This window comes from Caballeronia sp. S22, assembly GCF_964261745.1.
Classification (GTDB): domain Bacteria; phylum Pseudomonadota; class Gammaproteobacteria; order Burkholderiales; family Burkholderiaceae; genus Caballeronia; species Caballeronia jiangsuensis.
On the sequence record NZ_OZ180039.1, the window covers coordinates 438,659 to 455,226 of the forward strand.

Consider the following 16,568-nt stretch of genomic DNA (forward strand, 5'->3'; position numbering starts at 1 on the left):
AACCATGGCTGTCTGGCTCTCGCGGAAAGGCAACTGAAGGGGCCACACAACTTCATTTCGTCTGCGGCAGGAACTGCTTCATGTATTGTCCGTCGATTGAGAAAACCGGACGTACGTCCTTTGACCGGACGCGGCCTGACGTAGGTCGGCGGCGCGCTCGACTGCGGATCGACCGAGTCGGGCAGAAGTTGACCCTGAATACCAGCCATTCATTCGGTGACCAGCCGGGTCGATGTTGCAGTGCAAAATTGTTTGGGGTAGGAATAATCTCTTGAAACCCGTCGACACTCCTGGCGAAACACTATCGAACGTACGTGCTGCGGGATCCGAGAACTCTGCGGTGTTTAGGCATGGAACTTCATGGGCTACTGCATACGTGGATACTGCGTAGAACCTGCCTTCACAAGGAAGAATAAGAAACGAACTACATCGCACAGTTCCGACGAGCAGTTCTTCGATGTCTACGAAATGCTCGCGGTCACGTTGCTCGACCAAAACGAAGCCGAACTGCGCAACTTACTCGATGCCCATGCCGTCCGGCCTCGAGAGTACGAACTTTTCATGCGTTGTGTCGCTGCACAGCAGCGCAGACGAATCATCTAGGTTTCCATCTCTGCTCTGTAAAGACAGAAGAATGAAACGCAGCATCGTGAGGCCTTGATTCATGGCTGATTACTGCTGTGTCCCGCCCTTGCGGCAATACCGTCGGCTTCCTATAACGTGATCATCCGAAACAGCTCGATGCATTTTTCACGTGATCAGGCATGCCAAGGTTATTGGTCGAAAAGCGATGTACTGAATTCGCTTTTTATCCGATTAACTCCGGAACCCGAAAATGCCTTGGATCGCGCGCGTCTTTGGAAAGCTACGGCAATGGCTTCCGAGATAGATACATAGTCACTGGAGATCTTCGTGAACCTCTACATCTTTGTGTTGATGTGTCTGGCCGCCTATGCGCTCCTGCACTTCTACGTCATTCGCAGTGTTGAAATGATCTGGCGAGCGAAAAACCCTTTTGAACGATTTTCCAAAATCGGCCTGCTCGCCTCATTGAAGGCTGTGCGCACACTCCTGCAAATTTGCGTTATCACCTACACATTGCTTGCCGTCGCTCTCTGGGTGTTCACGCATGTTGGAATGGGAGACACAGCGGATCAGTACGCTGCCTGGCTAGCGAAGATGACGAGCCTGAAGGGTTCACTCAAAACCTTTCAGGAATCGACTCTCGGACCGATTGTCCTCGTCGTGCTCACCATAGCACTTTTCGCTTCCTGCTATAGAGCGCATCGAGCGGACCTTGGACAAGCGGTCGAAGATGCGCTTAACGTGGAAGTGATCCAGCTTCGCAAGTTAAAGGCAGAAGGAAAACTCGACGAGTTGGCGTCGTCCGGCGAGACCGTCCGGATAAAGGAAGTTCAAAGAGAAATGGTGGTTCTGACCTCGACGCCTGTCAAGGCACGGACGACGTTGCCGGCAACCGAAGGCGCGATTGCCGAACTTGAGGCGCAACTCGAAAAGGCTCGCCTGGAGCTGGACAGGCTGGAACTGTCATGTCGCATCGAGTTGGGACTCATCAAAACAGAACCGAGCGCAGTGCCAACCGAGGGCGTGTGGCCCAGACTTCTGCTGATCGCCGGCAGCAAGGGCGTCGCGCGAGACGTCGCAGTTGTCACCAAGGTCGCGTCGCGCGCTTCGACGGTATTGCTCCTCGTATCTCTTGTCGGTCTGAGTGGAGGGTTGGCCGATCAGTCGTTGCAGCATCGCATCGACAGCCTCTGGCAACTGATTCTGGAAGCTGACGTGGACACAGCGCGGCAAAGCTGGAGCCAGGCACGTGAGACACCCGTGAGGGACGAAAAAACAAACCAATTCTCGTCCCACGTGCAGACACAACAGATTGATTACCTGGCACATGTTGTGTCGTCGGCGTCTTCCAATTTTCTCGCATGGCTTGACGCGAGCAGCAAAGCCAAGGTCTTCGAACAACGAGCCGATGTCATCCGCGACACGATCGTGAGCACGCAACATGTGCGCCCCGACCAGGCTCGCGGCGGCCCGGGCGAATCCAGCCCTCCTTCGGCGCAACGCGGCATTCGAGGAAGTGAAGAAAAGCGTCCAGACTTCGGGCGATCTTCGTAATACGGAGAAGCTTGTCGCAGAAAGTATCAAGGGCGAACTGGACAAGGCCGATCCCAGCGTCGTCAGCCGAATCAATTGCAAGGTTTCAGAATACAAAAGGCTCTATGGTCAGTCGGCCGATGCTGCGGACTTCGCGATCACACTATTTGGCAAGATAACCGATCCTGCCTTCGACGCGGTATCGCCCGAATTCGCCAACGAGTGGGGCAATCAGGCCACCAAGGTCGCCATGAAGGGCGTAAAGGAAGCGCACGAGCGCGCTGTGAAGGATATCTACTACAAGGTTCTTCGCGGCATCGCCGGAGACCAATCGCTGGCACAGGCCCTCCAGACCGCGACCGATTCGAACTCGCGGCCAGTTTATACGCCGTTGGAGAATGCTACCATCAAGGAGTTCTTTTCGATGCGGACAAGGCATCCGCGGATTTCGCCCAAAGTTACAATAAGAATCCCAGTGTGCTTTATATAGACGAACGAAGACGTTTCACCGGCCCGCGAACCACGGCTGCAATGGGCCGGCTTGTCGATTCACTGCGCGCCGGGCAACCGGCCGAGTTTACCGAAACCGGATCCGCCGGCTAGCCAGCGTCCTCGATACCTATGAGGCTCGCTTGCCAGCAACATCCGACATGCTCGATACGTCACTTAAAAGCGACTATCTTCGGAAAGCGGACATTGTGGAATCTGTTGACAAGTCCACGCTCGCGGCGCGGCGATCCTTCAGCTTCAGCGCACTCGATCACGATCCATACGTCGACGGCGTGGTCATCAGGCGTCCCTTCGAGCAGAACGAACGCAAGCTCGACGGGCGCACCATCGAGTGGTCTATGTCGCCCGTCGGGAAGGTTACGATCTCGATAGTCCTGAAAGACGATCGCCGCGTTGAGACAGGAGTGTTCGACTATGCGACGATCTTTCTAGCACTACGCTATGCCGCCGATGGGCGCATGTTGACGACGACCGTGCTGAATACCGAGATTCCCGGCGTTCAAAACGTCCTTTTGCGTCCGGCATTGGTCGACACGCAACTCGGCTGCGAAATCGTGCAACTCGACAATTTCATTTTTTCTTACGTCGGTGCTGACGCCCGGTCCGAAGTGCATGAGGCGACACGCCGCGTGAAGCTGCTCGACTCGCTCTATAGATACTCGCAATGGGTTGCGATAGTCGGCAATCAGGATGATCCTGACGACGAGAAAACCCGCGCCGAAGCCTTCGATGACTACCATCGAGCCAGGCCGAGCTCAGAAGATCTTTATGCACAGGCGGCTGGAGCCTGTCATAGATTTTGTGTTCAAGGCATAACATGTACGGAAAGGAGCATGTATGCCACGCAAACCGAAAGCTGCGACTGAGTTGAGGGCACTGCCGACGATTCCCAAAGAAATGATCGATCAGTTCGTCAAAGGTCCGATGACAGCCGATGCCGTTCAGGCGGCCTCGATGGCCTTTAAAAAGGCGCTGATCGAGCGGGCGTTGGGCGCCGAGCTCGGCCACCACCTGGGCTATCCCAATGGTGGCGAGCGTCCACCCGAGTCGAGCAATCAGCGCAATGGCAAGAGCGGCAAGACCGTGCTCACCGAGGACGGTCCCTTGCGCGTGGACATCCCGCGCGATCGCGACGGCAGCTTCACGCCAATTCTCATCCCCAAGCACGAACGCCGCTTCACCGGCTTCGATGACAAGATCATAGCGATGTACGCGCGCGGCATGACGATGCGCGAGATCCAGGCGTTTCTGGCCGAGCAGTACGGCACGCAGGTGTCGCCCGAATTCATCAGCTCCGTCACCGATGCGATGACGCAGGAAATCACCGCCTGGCAGTCCCGGCCGCTCGAGCCCATGTACCCGGTCGTGTTCTTCGATGCGCTGCGCGTGAAGATTCGCGATGAGGGCGTCGTGCGCAACAAGGCGATCTACCTCGCCCTGGCCATCTTGCCCGACGGCACGCGCGATATTCTGGGCGTGTGGATCGAGCAGACCGAGGGCGCGAAGTTCTGGATGAAGGTCTTCAGCGATCTGAAAGCGCGTGGCGTACAGGACATCCTGATCGCGGTCACCGGCGGGCTCAAAGGCATGGCCGAGGCGCTGGGCGGGGTGTTTCCGGCGACCACGCTACAGACGTGCATCGTGCATTTGATCCGAAACTCGCTGGATTACGCGAGCTGGAAGGAGCGCAAATCCCTGGCCGCAGCGCTTCGTCCGATCTATACCGCACCCAGCGCGCAGGCCGCCGAGGCGCAATTGCTCGCACTGGAGCAAAGCCCGTGGGGGAGCAAACTTCCAACGGTGATCGCCGCGTGGCGGCGGGCGTGGGATCGCGTCATTCCGTTCTTCGCGTTTCCACCCGAGGTGCGAAAGGTGATTTACACGACCAACTCGCTGGAGAGCGTCAATGCTCGGCTTCGCAAAATCATCAAAACGCGCGGACACTTCCCTTCGGACGATGCGGCGACCAAACTACTGTGGCTGGCGCTGCGAAACATCACCGCCGACTGGCATCGCGCTGCTCACGACTGGAAGGCCGCCATGCGCCAGTTCGCCATCCTCTACGAGGATCGCTTTACACGACCAGGCGCTTAGCTGTCAAACCATCATCGTCAATGTTTGAACAACTCAACTGCCTCGAACACGAAAACCTTGACAGTCCCGGCGGCTGCCGAGGAAGAGGAAGCCCGGCGCCAGGAAAGAGTCATTCGGGTCGCGCGCGTCCGGGCCTATCGAACAGACATTGCCAAAGTCGGCGGCGAATGGCCTAGGATCCTATCTGCGGACGCCCGCCCGTTTACCGATTCGAACGAAGTCTACGACTCGCGGCTTGTCGCCGATATTCTTTCGTGCTCTGATCAACTGCCTGCCTTCGATGCTTTTGCCCGATGTATTGCAACAGGAAACTACGCAACGTCGATTTCGAGTCAAACCCGCGTATGGTTTCCGCCGCCTTTCCAGGTGGTATCAGGCGTTCGAGAAACACCGTTTCGCCAGAATGTCGAGGCCGATTTGTCAGCGCTGAATAAATTCGGAGCTACGCCCTACTCGGACGTGCTGAGCTTCCTCGTCCAATCGGTGTCTCCTTCCAAGAACGAATATGAAGGACGAACATCGGCTAGCGTAGAGAGTGATCAGGCAGACAACTTGGGCGCGTATTGCGCTTCGAGAGATTGTAAGGGACAATCGATTCCGGAATACGCGCACTGAACGATCCGAACCGAAGAGCCAACGAGATCCTTCGACATGTAACGGATTTCGTCGTGCCTCAGCGCGTGTTCCGCGGCGCGTTCGATGGCCGTCTCGGCACGGATTTCAACGTTGAATCGATTGGGGCGCTCTGGCGCGATGTGCAGGGGCACTTTCCCGCGCTAGTGCCCACGCCTCGCTGGATTTCGAACAAGGCATCCGCATCGAAATGCAGGCAGCACTCGACAATCTACGCGACACGGCCGAGGCGACCCTGGTCGAACCGAAAGATCATCCGCTGCTGCAGGCCATCCGCAACAACTATTCTGCCTGCTATCCGATGACAAGGAACGCCCAGGAATTCACCCGCGACAATACGTCGTGGTCGTCCTCGTGCGATTTCCGACCACTGGAGGCATCACTTTCCCAATGTTCGCCGTCCGATCCGCGGTCGCTCGCGTGCGCCGTCTACTCGGCTTCCCGCGTATCGCTTCTGAGGGATCTAGGCCTATCGGTCGGAGCCTAGTCGGATAACTCGCCGCGCCCGCTCGACGCCGGGACGTGCCGGCCTTCAGGCACGCAATCCGCGCTGATCGATGTGCATCGTTAAATAAAACGCTTCTCACCGTTGCATTTCGGTCGTCTGCCCGGAGGATTATCCCTATATGATCCGCTTGGAACCACTCATTCTGCGCTTCTATAACTGGACGACTGCGAATGCTGATAGACAGTGTCCCGGCGGCGCTCCGTCCGTACGAAGGTCTTCGAGGATCTGCCGGTATTCGATCCATTGGGTATCACGTGCGGGCGTCAGATTGGTTCTTTGCACGCAATCCGTTGCTGCCTCCCCGTCCATCGGTGCTGATCCATTGTTGGCGTTGAATCGTCGACGGAAAAGTATGCCAGCCTGGCGACACTGGCCCTGCCGCGTGCCCGCGGTAACCCGGTTTGACTTTCGAACACGAAAATGACACTTAGAAGCTGTTGCAGAATTAAGTTTATGAATTCTTAAGCCGGCTCCAGCAAATCAGCGCGCACGCGAGCGAGAGGAAAGCCTCGTGAATATAGTCATATCGTTCATAACGAATCTTCAGTCGTCGAAAGTTATGCAGCCACGCCATCGAGCGCTCGACGACCCAGCGCGTTTTGCCCAGACCGCTACCGTGCGGTGCGCCGATACGGGCGAGTTCCGGCACGATGCCTTGCTTGCGCAACGCCTGCCGGTGCTTATTGGAACTGTATCCGCGATCGCCTTGGACGATGCCGGGTTTGCGCAATGGTCGGCCTCGCTTGCCGCGAATCGGCGGAATGGCCGAGACCAGCGCATTCAGTTGCCTGATGTCGTGACAGTTCGCGCCGCTCAGGATAACTGCGAGCGTAATGCCTTGTGCTTCGACAATAAGGTGATGCTTGCTGCCGAGCTTGCGCCTGTCCGTGGGGTTCAGACCAGTTTTTTTCCCGCCGATACGGCGCGAATAGAAGAACTGTCGACGATGGCGCGCTCCAGATCGAGTTGGCCGCGTCGGCGCAATTCGGCGAGCAACGCTTCGTGGATGCGTTACCAGACACCGGCCTTCTGCCATGCGTCGAGTCGACGCCAGCACACGCTGCCCGAGCCCCAACCGAGTTCCTGCGGTAGCAGATTCCACGCAGTGCGCGAGCGCAAGACAAAGATGATGCCGTTGAGCACCGCTCGATCCGAGATCGGTTTGCGCCCGGCATGGCGCCGATTGCGCGAAGGCCGAACAGGCAACAGCGGTTCGATGAATGACCACAGTTCGTCGTCTATAAATTCTTTAGTCATCGCTTCCTGCATAAGCAAACAATCCAGGAAGGTACCAACTCACGAGAAAAGTTAACAGTGCTCTATTCCTAATTCCACAACGGCTTCTTAGGCGAACAAAGTTCAAAGTTAAGCGAATCTCGACTGTCGAAATTCTTCTAAATCTAGACTGCCTCGACGGTGAAATCGTGCGCGGCAGGCGGGCCAGCTCTCCTAACTCTGAGCCGGTGATTCGTTTAACCGTGAACTATTGCGGTTTTGGTTCGCTTAACTCTGCACTTCCTGTCGCGACTTCCATCGTCAGAAAACAGCAGACCGGGTGGTTGCCGAAACAAAAACAAAAACGGTCGGTCGATAGCATCAGCCGGCTGTGTACGATGCTAGATCGGAAACGGCCCGAAAATGCACATGGAAATGTTCAGCGCCGCGCAGGATCACCACCGCTCCCTCTACCACTACCAATCTATCGACGGTAACGACCGCTTGGGTTGGCTGGCGCAGACATTGGAGTACCGCACCATACGCATGTCGCAGCCGTCCCGCTTCAACGATCCGTGGGACTGCAAGCCGTGGTTCGACTTAAGCCTGCTTGATGATCCGGAGGAGCGCGAGAAACATCTGCAATGGTTGGCTCGAACAGCAACCATAAGCCCAGAAGGAATCGAGGAGATGCGCGCCGACAGGCGGAAGCTTGCGGCTGCAATCGAGTTCTTACATGTCGGGCATGTGCAAGCCATTACCGACATGTACCGGGTGTATTGCCTTTCACCAAACCCCAATCAGCCGCTATTGTGGGCCCGCTACGGCGACAGTCACAAAGGCATTGCGCTGGAGTTCGATGCGCGACACGAACAGATGCAGTGGGCGTTCCGCGTCCATTTCCGCGAAACTTAACCGCCCTAACGACTGTATGAGGATGCCGACAATGCGGATCTCGTCCTGATCTACACGAAGTCGAATGTGTGGGACTATGAGGACGAATACAGGCTGGTAGCTGAGGAGCGTCAAAGACTGCGCCCCGTCATGCTTGAAACGCACGCGTCAACGCTGCGCCTGCGGCCCGGTGCTCTAGTCGGTGTGGTCCTCGGCTGCCTGTGCGATGAGGCGCGTATGCGTGAAGTTCTTGACAGTTACGCACTGGCGTTGCAAAACATCAGGTAGCGCAGGCAAGGCTATTCAGGAGGCGCCGTTAAAGCCAGGTGGGGAAGATTCCCGCGGCGACCCAAGCTATAGTGAGCGCGTTCAAACCCACCATCAACTCCATGAGCAGCCTCCATACGGCGGGCTGGGCAATCATCGGTTCGGTTGCTACAGCCCTTTGCAGCATCGCGGGCAACATCTATCTCGCTCGCAAGAGCCGCAGCCAAGTTATCGAGCAAGCGGCCAATCAGTTCAAGCAAGCTGCCGCTTCTCTCGACGTGCGGCGCACATCGACAGCACGCACAGCAGCTACATTCATCGCTGACAAGCGCCAAGCTTGGATAAACGACCTTCGAGACGACGTATCGCTCTACTCTGCGTTGACGGTCGAGATTCGAGATGTTAGAGGGCTGGAAGCGCGTATTCAGCAGACTTGGGAACAGGTGGGATGAATATGGGCCACCTAGTGCGCCTCGCGAGCTGGAAGTCTACAACGAAGAAGTGCGCAAATTTGCAGAAGACATTGCCGAGCGTGACAGTCTGCACGCCCAGCTCCTAACGCGCATCATGCTGCGGTTGAACGGTGAGGAAGTGAGCCATCGGGGACTTGTCGAAGGGCTATATAGGGTTCGGGCCACGCTGCGCGTTATCGCCATCAACGCCAACAACCACGAATACGCGAACCAGACCTCCTACAACAACATTGATCAGCAGTTGCAGCGCGCCCAAATATACGCCAAGGTAATCCTCAAGGAAGAGTGGCAGAAATTGAAGCGGGAGGTCGCTGCTCCTGAGCATTTAATTGGTCGTATCTTGGCTACCAGTCCGCCTGACGACGCCGTGGTAGAGGCGTTCGTTCAGAAGACGGCACCCAGCGTTCCCTCGTCCTTCTCCGGCGATCCAGAACCTGCGAAGGCGCGTCGTCAAAATGCTGCTGGCGCGGCTACCACCGGCGTCCGACCGAAGTGGAGTGTGATGTCGACTTCACCTAACGCTGAACCGTGATGTGCGTCGTCTTCTCTCTTTGCGAAAAGGTTGCTCACGTAACTCTGAACTCGTGGTTCATCTAACTTTGAACTATCAGCAGTACGGTTCATTTAACTTTGAACTTTCCGCCGCAGGCGCCAATCGCTTCCAACGTCAGAAATAGCAGAATAGATCGATACCCGATCGCTACCGCACCCCCAATACAGATTACATATTCTACGTGGCTCGCGAAGTGGCCTTCGTACATGTCGTGATGCGCTTGGTCGACTGAATAGCGAGCACGTTGCACACAAACCGCGTGCCGGCGTGTTGTGCAGCGAGCGCTGTCAGGAGATACTGTCCGGCAAAGATCGCACAGGCGATCCCGGCCGCCTTCCCACTCGCCCCGTCTCACCGAAGCAGAAGCGGCACGGCAATAACAAGGGGCAGCGAGAGTGCCGACGCGTCGCGCCACAGCTGAAACATCTTGTGCGCGTCCACCACTGAAGTCTCCGCTTCGACGCGCCGGTAGAGCTTGTACCAGAACGCGTTCTGCTCGCCCCGGTTCCTCCGGCAATGCCCCCACATTCTTTCGCAACGCCGCCATGTCGACGCGCGGGTCGGCCGGGCCATATCTCGAAAAGGCTACATGGCCCGGATGAGCGTTTCTGCGTTTCCAGTAGACCAACATCGCTTTGACGTTGGAAGGAACCAGCCCCGACAGCAGCAGGACGGCGACCGGCAATACCATCATCAGCGCCGCCCGCGCGGCCATCAACTGTGTCAACGGCGCCGCGCCGACAACCGCCGGAAACGCGAAGACCAGCAGCAGCCCGATATCGAGCAAGGCAAGCGCCACCAGCCAAGTCATGTTTCCGGCCTTCAACGATCGTTGCGCGTTTCTCATCCCTGGAACTCGGTATCAATATAGAAGTTGTCGTCGTCGACGGTGAACTGAATCCAGCCGTCGCGGCGGGTGGTCAGGACATGCCTGTCTTTCATGGTCGTGCGCACGTGCACGCCCTGAGCGCGAACGACGGCGCGATAGTCGGGCACCGTCTCTTGCGTGGCGTGCATCTTGGCCTTGTCCGAGATCACGACGCAGCTCGGCGTGAAATACGCGAAGATATCTTCACAGAAGCCGTTCTCCCACCCATGGTGCGATGCTACGAGAACATCGGTCCCGCTCAATTCGGCGCGGAAGGCCGGTTGCCGCAACAGCGTGCGCCAACCCGCCTTCTCAAGATCACCGGGAAACAGCATCTTGAAGTTCCGGTACTTGATGAAGACCGCCAAACTCAGATTGTTCGTGTACCGCGATGCATTGCGCCGCGAATGGAGCGCGCAGGGACTGCACGAGAAGGAGCGGCGGACGGCCATCAAGTCAGCGTTCTATGGGAAACGCAGCGCGATCGCCGACCGGACCGATCTGTCGCCGGCGCAGCGCAAGGACGCGCTCTCAGCTGCCCGTGTCGAGCGCCTTGAGGGCGAGGCGATGTTGCGGGAACAGGTTATCCGCGAGCGGGATGCATTGAAGGACGCAGCACGGCGAGCGTTGACGGACCAGTATCGCGACTTCCTGCGGGAACACACGCAGGCAGGGGACACGCGGGCATTGCGCGAGCTCCGGCGGATGCACCGACTCCGGTCGGAACTTGCGCGGGCCGCGGACGAGACTGATGCGGTTACCTTCCGCTCTGCGCGCACCGGCGAGCCAAACGAGATCATCTATCGCGGACCGTCGATCACCCATGAAGTGCTCGCCAATGGCAACGTGGATTACCGCAAGGACGGTGCCGCGCTGTTCGTCGACGAGGGGCGAACGCTGCGCCTCTGGAACCAGGAGCGTGAAGCGCTGGAAATCGCGCTGCGGTTCGCGCAGCAAAAATTCGGCCCGTCTCTGGCGCTTACCGGTCCGGAAGTGTTTCAGGCGGCCGCCGAGCGGGTCGCAGCCGAAACCCGGATGCAAGTCGAGTTTGCCGATCCGGAGCTCGAGCGCATCCGGCAGATCCCGCGCGCGGAGCTCGATGCCGAAGCGGCCGACCGCCGCGCGGCGCAGAGCGAGACGGATCGCGAACGCCAGGCGCAGGAGCGTGAACGGCTGCGCGATATACTGCGCGCGCCTGACGTCGACCGATAGGGAGGAAAAACAAACCATGGCGCGGGATGGCCTCGTTGCCCGGGCGGAGATCGCCCGGGAAGTCATTTTCAGCGGCATACATGTGGCCACAGGTCGTGAACCTGCCGGCGTTCATCAAGTGCTTTGTCGTGGCCGTGCTGATCGTCGCCGGCTACGTGTTCGCACTGAACCACGGGCCGATTCCCTGGTTCGCACTCGTGCTTATGTTCGTCGGCGGTCTCAACGTGCTTCTGGTATATCTGCAAACGGCCTTCACCGAGATCATCATCGACACCGAGCGCATTAGTGCGGGCAAGGCACCCTGAACCGCCGCGTGTCGAGCTGTTCCGGATGCAGGATGTCACGTCGGTGCGGAATCGGCGCGGTGGTGGTGATGACGGGCGACTCGAATAATCCGGCCTGGCACCGGCCAGGGATGAAGTACGCCGAGCAGCTGCGCGACGATCTGAACCGGGCCGCCATTGCGCTGCGTGATCTCAAGGGCGATCGCGAAGTGAACATGGGGCGCGTCTGAGCCGGTGCGGGCAAAGTGCGCAACCTCCGTCCGTTACCGGCTACGCCGGTGTCCGCCGTCGGGCCCCCGGGCTGACGGATTTACATCAGAAAAGATCCGGATTCTCAACGACGACGATCGGCAAACTCTCGTCTGGCTGCGCACACATGTCGGCGACACGCGCGTGGCAGAGGCCGCGTGCCGACTGATCGCGCAACGTGAGACATCCGTCCGAACTTGGTCACAGCCCTACGTGTCGGCCGTCTGCCGATACCTCGGTGTGTGGCCACCGACGTCGCAAAGATCGCTGCGCGTCGAAGGGAATCACGCGGTCGCCGACCAGCACCTCGCGCAGATGCGCCAACTCCTCGCACAGCGCACGATGATGGTACGCAAGGTCGGCTGACTTTAGCATTCAGGATACGACTATGTTCGACTCATCACGTCGGAATTCTCGCTACCGCGGCGCATCGTCACGAGCGTGAGATCGCTTTCGAGCGAAATGGCTCGGGCTAACAGTGACGGGCGCAGTGTTCGCTGCCATCTGTATCGGAAGAAATCGGGCTTCTTTGTTGCTGTCTTTGTACGCGCGCTGAGGCTACCCTGCTCTGAACGGGGGCGTAACTCCCGCCACTAGGGAGGGAGCATGAACAAGTACGATCCAGACTCGCATTGGGGTTCGACGTCATCGACCGTAAGCCTACACACCAACCAAACGCTTGCCGTTTCGTTGCCCCGCAACGCACGCGTTACAGCGGTGGAAGGGGTGGTGCAGCTTGTGTTTCGCGACCCGACGTTGGACTGGCTCGGCGAAGCGGCGCCAGTCAACAGGTTGAAACTCCACGAAGGCGACTCATACGTGATAGAGCATTCGTGCTATGCGACAGTGTCTGGCGCATCTTCCGCTGTCGCGTCGGTCCATATTCAGGTCCCAAGCACCGTGCCTGTTGCCGTGCGGTTGCGCACGTGGTTCGCACGTCGCACGCTTCTGAACCGCGCGAGCGCGGTCCTGCGAAAAGCCCGCTGAGAATCGTCGACACGCATCGGCGCTCCAGCGAGCATTACAGGTTACCTCGGAGACCCTGTGTCGATCGCATGAAGCACCGACAGCGCAATACCTGTCGTCGCCGTTTCGAGCTCCGTGAGACTTGGATAACTCGGTGCGATGCGGATATGGCGATCGTGCGGGTCCTTCCCGTTTGGAAACGCGGCGCCTGCTGCGGTCAGCGTGATTCCCGCTTCGGCCGCGAGTGCCACGGCCCGCGCCGCGAAACCGGCCGGCATTGACAGGTCGATGAAGTAGCCGCCTTTCGGGTTCGTCCAGTTCACGTCGCCGCGGCCGCGAAACGCGTCGCGAAAAATCGTCTTCACCAAGTCGAATTTTGGCGCGAGACTTTCGCGGTGGCGGTCCATCAATTGTTCGACGCCCTGCCGATCACGCAGGAAACGATGCGAAAAACGCGACGCCCGCACCCGCAAACGTTACCTTCGATAACGACGCGAAAACCACCGCCCGGTCTTCATTGCCAGCCTCACCGCACGCACGAACGACATTGCACGTGGAAAGTTTCTCGTTGGTCAGATGGTGAAGCCGATATGCGTCGTCCCACAGCAGCCTGAAATCCTGCGCGGCGGTGCGCATCGACGAGGGACGTCGCACGAAGTCGTCGGAATATACTGCACCACTCGGATGTCTGTAGAGTGGTACGCACCGGATACCCTTGACGCTCGCATCGCGTTCGACAATGGCTTCAACCCGATCCATGTCGGGGCCGTCTGCCTTCAACGGGACGTTGATCATTCGGATGCCTAATGCTTCGCAAATCGCGAAGTGGCGATCGTAACCGGGAACAGGGCAGATCACGGAAACCGACTGCGCCTCTTTCCACGACCTATAGCCCGGCATGCCGAACAGCATCCCCGCTGCAAGGAAGTCGTACATGAGTTCTAAGCTCGAATTGCCGCAGGCAAGAACCTGCTGCGTGGCGAGATCAAGTAAAATCTGCGCCCAGCGTCCGTGCCTCGGGAAGACCCTGCAGAACTCCGTAGTTGCGGCAATCAGTTCCATCTGCGGCACGAAAATCGCCGGCGGACAGGACGCTCAACATTCCCGCCGACAACGACAGTTGCTCGGGCGAAGGCTTGCCGCGAGACATGTCGATGTGATGTTTCTGCTTCCGAAATTCGTCATATCCGTTAGTCATGCTGTCTCCGTCATTGCTATCCAGCTCGTTTCTCAGCTTCGCACTTGATTGAACCACTGCTGTACGCTCGACCGCGACCATTGACGCTCGACGTAGCGGACGATCTTCGGTGGCACCGGGTCGCCGCACGCCACGAGTCGGTTCAGCATCAGCGCGAAATCGGTATCTGCGATGCACCAGTCGCCGAACACGCCATAGCGATCGTCGCGGATCAATTGGTCCGCCGCCGCGAGGAGCTTGTCGCACGCCAGTTGGGCCGGCTCCGACAATGGTTTGACCGGCTCCGGAAAATAGATCCGGTCGGCCTGGCGCTCACTTTTTAGCGGCATGAAATCGCTACGGATCCATGCCTGAAGCTGGCGCGCTAGCGCACGCGTCTCACGGTCCGCCGGCAGGACAGTTGCATGCTTCGGCGCGGGATAGACTTCGTCCAGATACTCGGCGATCGCCGACGACTCGGACAACGCGAAGTCGCCGTGCAGCAGCGTTGGTACGCGGCGTGTTATCGAGATCTCGCGATACGCGGAGCTATGCTGCTCCTTGTTCTTCAGATCGATGGTGCGCAGTTCGAAGCGGAGGCCTTTCTCTTTCAGTGCGACGAAAGCGGACATTGCGAACGCGCTGACGTAATCGGCGCCGACGTACAGATAGATCGGATTCAGGCTCATTTCCGTTTCCTTAAAAGCGGTTGGAATAGAAGTACTCATGTACGACGAAGCGCGGGCCGTCCCCAGCTGGCGGAACGCCCATGCTTCGTTGAGGTTCAGCTGTTCGCGCGAGCGCGTTCCGCATGTGCCGCGCCTTTCCACAGCACCGCGATACCGGCTACGACCAGCAGCGCAAGCACGATCCACGCAGGACCGTAGCCGAAGTGGTCAACGATTACGCCAAAGAGCGGCGGCATGATGCAGATCGAGATCATGTTGATCGTCATCGAGAAGCTAATCGTGGAAGCGACCGCCGACTTCGGCGCCATCTCCGCGATCTGCAACAGATACAGCGGATACCAGCCGACGCCGAATAGCCCGATCACGCAGAAGATCGCGGTCAGTGCGACGTTTGTCGTGCTGGTCGGTAGCACCAGCAGCGACATGGTCGCAGCGATGCAAATGGCCATGCTGAAACCAAGCGAGCGCACTCGGCGATTCGGCCAAAAACGGTCGCTGGTCCACGCGAGACCGACGCGTCCCAGAATACCGAGCCATTGCGATACTGAGAATAGCAGTGCGGCGGCGACGACCGAGTAGTGGAAACGCGCGGCGACGAACGGAATTGCATGCGTCGCGAACGTGTACTGGAACGTGACCATCACCGCGCCGGCCAGCATCACCGGCCACAGTGCCGAATAGCCGGCAACGAGCTTGACGGCCTTCACGAGATTCGGCGGCGCAGCGGCGGGCAAGCCGCCCTGCATGCCCCGTTCATCACGATGCATTAGGCCGAACAGGATGCCACCGGCGATGCCGACCGCGCCCTGCACCGCAAGCGCGGCGCTCCAACTGTACGTTGCCGCGATCAGCGGCAGCGCCATCGCGGCAACCGCGGTGCCGAGCGGCAGGCCAGCCTGTCGCACGCCGGTCGCCATACCGCGTTCGTGCGGCGGAAACCAGCGGACGATTGCCCGCGTGCCGCCCGGCTGCACCGACGCATACGAGGTACCGACCAGGACGAAGAACAGCAGCAATACCGAGAAGCTAGTCGATACGACCGATCCGGCGAGTGCCGCGGCGCCCATCAGTACCATCGTGAATGCGACGACATAACGCTCTCCGAAGCGATCGATCAGCCAGCCCAGCATCAGCATCGTCACAACCTGGCCACCGTTCAGCGCAGAGACCGCCAGAGCTGCGGTTGCTTCGGACAGGTGAAACGCGTTCTGGAGGGACGGAATCAGCGTGTAGATGCCTTGCGCGGTAATCGACGCCGCCGTCTGCGCGAGCGCGGCGACTCCAAGCACGATCCAGCGGTACCTGTCGCTGCAGTCCGGCGGCAGATCGACAGGCGGATGGTTAGTGACGCTCATGAATGATGTCCTGTTTCCGACGGTTCGCCTACGGCTTCGCTGGCAATCTGGTTACCGAGCCCGGTTTGCTGCGGCAGGTTGCTGGCGCTGAACAGGATCAGCGTATCGTTCGGATCGCAGTGAAATCCGTGCTCGCACCACGCAGGCACGAGCAGCAGGTCGCGCGCTGCGAGCCGCACCGGATCGCGGTCAGCACCGAGGTACGCCGTACCGCTGCCGGACTGCACGACGAACAGATGCCACCATGCATGCGCATGCGGTTGCGTCGATGCTCCGGCCTGCACGACCTGAACGTTGACGGCCATGCCGGGCAAGATCTCGCAGCCGGCCGCCGCGCCGTCTGTTGACAGCGTGAACGTGCCCCGCTCTCCGTGCTGTGTCGAGGAGAGTTCGGCAGCGATGTCCGGCCACGACCACGCGACCGCGCCCTGCGAAACGGCGGCGAAATGGCCGCGGTACCGACTGTAATCGAACAGTTGGCCGCGGATGACGGTGTTGGTCAT

General features: G+C 58.9%; 19 protein-coding genes and 2 pseudogenes. 13 read left to right on the top strand and 8 right to left on the bottom strand.

The window, feature by feature from the left end; translation table 11 throughout:
* Positions 1-912 precede the first annotated feature (912 nt).
* The 5 genes from ACEN42_RS33805 (at position 913) to ACEN42_RS33825 (ending at position 5,337) form a co-directional block, all read left to right on the top strand.
* The gene (locus ACEN42_RS33805) at positions 913-2,139 is read left to right on the top strand and encodes a hypothetical protein (protein WP_371882999.1); all 1,227 of its coding nucleotides are present in this window, start codon (positions 913-915) and stop codon (positions 2,137-2,139) included.
* On the top strand, positions 2,102-2,608 hold the full coding sequence (locus ACEN42_RS33810; protein ID WP_371883000.1) for a hypothetical protein: 507 nt from the start codon (positions 2,102-2,104) through the stop codon (positions 2,606-2,608). Before ACEN42_RS33805 ends, ACEN42_RS33810 begins: the two co-directional genes overlap by 38 nt.
* A gap of 160 nt (positions 2,609-2,768) precedes the next feature.
* Positions 2,769-3,494, top strand: a complete 726-nt coding sequence (locus tag ACEN42_RS33815) for a hypothetical protein (protein WP_371883001.1) — start codon at positions 2,769-2,771, stop codon at positions 3,492-3,494.
* Positions 3,466-4,722, top strand: coding sequence for an IS256 family transposase (locus ACEN42_RS33820; RefSeq protein ID WP_371883002.1), 1,257 nt, complete (start codon positions 3,466-3,468; stop codon positions 4,720-4,722). Before ACEN42_RS33815 ends, ACEN42_RS33820 begins: the two co-directional genes overlap by 29 nt.
* A 24-nt stretch (positions 4,723-4,746) precedes the next feature.
* Positions 4,747-5,337: a hypothetical protein gene (locus ACEN42_RS33825; protein WP_371883003.1), complete on the top strand. Its 591-nt coding sequence runs from the start codon at positions 4,747-4,749 to the stop codon at positions 5,335-5,337.
* A 977-nt stretch (positions 5,338-6,314) separates the two neighbouring features.
* On the opposite strand, the pseudogene ACEN42_RS33830 reads toward ACEN42_RS33825, so the two are convergent.
* Positions 6,315-7,120 (bottom strand): annotated as a pseudogene (locus ACEN42_RS33830) (IS5 family transposase).
* Positions 7,121-7,507: 387 nt separating this feature from the next.
* Between ACEN42_RS33830 and ACEN42_RS33835 the strand changes: the two are divergent.
* From ACEN42_RS33835 to ACEN42_RS33845, 3 genes are all read left to right on the top strand, one after another.
* Positions 7,508-7,993, top strand: coding sequence for a hypothetical protein (locus ACEN42_RS33835; RefSeq protein ID WP_371883004.1), 486 nt, complete (start codon positions 7,508-7,510; stop codon positions 7,991-7,993).
* Positions 7,994-8,331: 338 nt separating this feature from the next.
* Positions 8,332-8,691, top strand: a complete 360-nt coding sequence (locus ACEN42_RS33840; protein ID WP_371883005.1) for a hypothetical protein — start codon at positions 8,332-8,334, stop codon at positions 8,689-8,691.
* A 49-nt stretch (positions 8,692-8,740) separates the two neighbouring features.
* Positions 8,741-9,244 (top strand): hypothetical protein, encoded by a 504-nt coding sequence (locus tag ACEN42_RS33845; RefSeq protein ID WP_371883006.1) that lies wholly within the window; start codon positions 8,741-8,743, stop codon positions 9,242-9,244.
* An 88-nt stretch (positions 9,245-9,332) separates the two neighbouring features.
* On the opposite strand, the gene ACEN42_RS33850 is transcribed toward ACEN42_RS33845, so the two are convergent.
* Both ACEN42_RS33850 and ACEN42_RS33855 read right to left on the bottom strand, forming a co-directional pair.
* A complete protein-coding gene (locus ACEN42_RS33850; protein ID WP_371883007.1) occupies positions 9,333-10,076 on the bottom strand; it encodes a hypothetical protein in 744 nt (247 codons plus the stop codon).
* A gap of 32 nt (positions 10,077-10,108) precedes the next feature.
* Positions 10,109-10,501: a hypothetical protein gene (locus ACEN42_RS33855; protein ID WP_371883008.1), complete on the bottom strand. Its 393-nt coding sequence runs from the start codon at positions 10,499-10,501 to the stop codon at positions 10,109-10,111.
* On the opposite strand from ACEN42_RS33855, the gene ACEN42_RS33860 reads away from it, so the two are divergent.
* The 5 genes from ACEN42_RS33860 (at position 10,488) to ACEN42_RS33880 (ending at position 12,865) form a co-directional block, all read left to right on the top strand.
* Positions 10,488-11,345, top strand: coding sequence for an LPD7 domain-containing protein (locus ACEN42_RS33860; protein ID WP_371883218.1), 858 nt, complete (start codon positions 10,488-10,490; stop codon positions 11,343-11,345). The genes ACEN42_RS33855 and ACEN42_RS33860 overlap by 14 nt on opposite strands.
* Before the next feature lie 80 nt (positions 11,346-11,425).
* Positions 11,426-11,650 carry a hypothetical protein gene (locus tag ACEN42_RS33865; RefSeq protein ID WP_371883009.1) on the top strand — a complete coding sequence of 75 codons (225 nt, stop codon included), beginning with the start codon at positions 11,426-11,428 and terminating at the stop codon, positions 11,648-11,650.
* A gap of 59 nt (positions 11,651-11,709) precedes the next feature.
* On the top strand, positions 11,710-11,859 hold the full coding sequence (locus ACEN42_RS33870; protein ID WP_371883010.1) for a hypothetical protein: 150 nt from the start codon (positions 11,710-11,712) through the stop codon (positions 11,857-11,859).
* Between the two features lie 94 nt (positions 11,860-11,953).
* Positions 11,954-12,244, top strand: a complete 291-nt coding sequence (locus ACEN42_RS33875; RefSeq protein WP_371883219.1) for a hypothetical protein — start codon at positions 11,954-11,956, stop codon at positions 12,242-12,244.
* A gap of 240 nt (positions 12,245-12,484) precedes the next feature.
* The gene (locus ACEN42_RS33880; protein WP_371883011.1) at positions 12,485-12,865 is read left to right on the top strand and encodes a hypothetical protein; all 381 of its coding nucleotides are present in this window, start codon (positions 12,485-12,487) and stop codon (positions 12,863-12,865) included.
* Positions 12,866-12,906: 41 nt separating this feature from the next.
* Here the strand turns inward: ACEN42_RS33880 and ACEN42_RS33885 are convergent.
* The 5 genes and pseudogenes from ACEN42_RS33885 to ACEN42_RS33905 form a co-directional block, all read right to left on the bottom strand.
* Positions 12,907-13,906: pseudogene (locus tag ACEN42_RS33885) on the bottom strand (aminotransferase).
* The gene (locus ACEN42_RS33890) at positions 13,830-14,123 is read right to left on the bottom strand and encodes a hypothetical protein (protein WP_371883012.1); all 294 of its coding nucleotides are present in this window, start codon (positions 14,121-14,123) and stop codon (positions 13,830-13,832) included. Before ACEN42_RS33890 ends, ACEN42_RS33885 begins: the two are co-directional and overlap by 77 nt.
* Positions 14,075-14,710: a glutathione transferase gene (gene yfcF / locus ACEN42_RS33895; RefSeq protein WP_371883013.1), complete on the bottom strand. Its 636-nt coding sequence runs from the start codon at positions 14,708-14,710 to the stop codon at positions 14,075-14,077. Before yfcF ends, ACEN42_RS33890 begins: the two co-directional genes overlap by 49 nt.
* Before the next feature lie 95 nt (positions 14,711-14,805).
* The gene (locus tag ACEN42_RS33900; RefSeq protein ID WP_371883014.1) at positions 14,806-16,065 is read right to left on the bottom strand and encodes an MFS transporter; all 1,260 of its coding nucleotides are present in this window, start codon (positions 16,063-16,065) and stop codon (positions 14,806-14,808) included.
* On the bottom strand, positions 16,062-16,568 hold the full coding sequence (locus ACEN42_RS33905; protein ID WP_371883015.1) for a cupin domain-containing protein: 507 nt from the start codon (positions 16,566-16,568) through the stop codon (positions 16,062-16,064). The genes ACEN42_RS33900 and ACEN42_RS33905 overlap by 4 nt, the downstream gene beginning before the upstream one ends.

Coding starts and splice junctions, on each gene's coding strand:
- ACEN42_RS33815 (WP_371883001.1), top strand. CDS start 2,769: ATGCTCGATACGTCACTTAAAAGCGACTATCTTCGGAAAGCGGACATT.
- ACEN42_RS33820 (WP_371883002.1), top strand. CDS start 3,466: ATGCCACGCAAACCGAAAGCTGCGACTGAGTTGAGGGCACTGCCGACG.
- ACEN42_RS33835 (WP_371883004.1), top strand. CDS start 7,508: ATGGAAATGTTCAGCGCCGCGCAGGATCACCACCGCTCCCTCTACCAC.
- ACEN42_RS33850 (WP_371883007.1), bottom strand. CDS start 10,076: ATGACTTGGCTGGTGGCGCTTGCCTTGCTCGATATCGGGCTGCTGCTG.
- ACEN42_RS33860 (WP_371883218.1), top strand. CDS start 10,488: ATGAAGACCGCCAAACTCAGATTGTTCGTGTACCGCGATGCATTGCGC.
- ACEN42_RS33865 (WP_371883009.1), top strand. CDS start 11,426: ATGTGGCCACAGGTCGTGAACCTGCCGGCGTTCATCAAGTGCTTTGTC.
- ACEN42_RS33880 (WP_371883011.1), top strand. CDS start 12,485: ATGAACAAGTACGATCCAGACTCGCATTGGGGTTCGACGTCATCGACC.
- ACEN42_RS33890 (WP_371883012.1), bottom strand. CDS start 14,123: ATGGTCGCGGTCGAGCGTACAGCAGTGGTTCAATCAAGTGCGAAGCTG.
- yfcF (WP_371883013.1), bottom strand. CDS start 14,710: ATGAGCCTGAATCCGATCTATCTGTACGTCGGCGCCGATTACGTCAGC.
- ACEN42_RS33900 (WP_371883014.1), bottom strand. CDS start 16,065: ATGAGCGTCACTAACCATCCGCCTGTCGATCTGCCGCCGGACTGCAGC.
- ACEN42_RS33905 (WP_371883015.1), bottom strand. CDS start 16,568: ATGACCAACACCGTCATCCGCGGCCAACTGTTCGATTACAGTCGGTAC.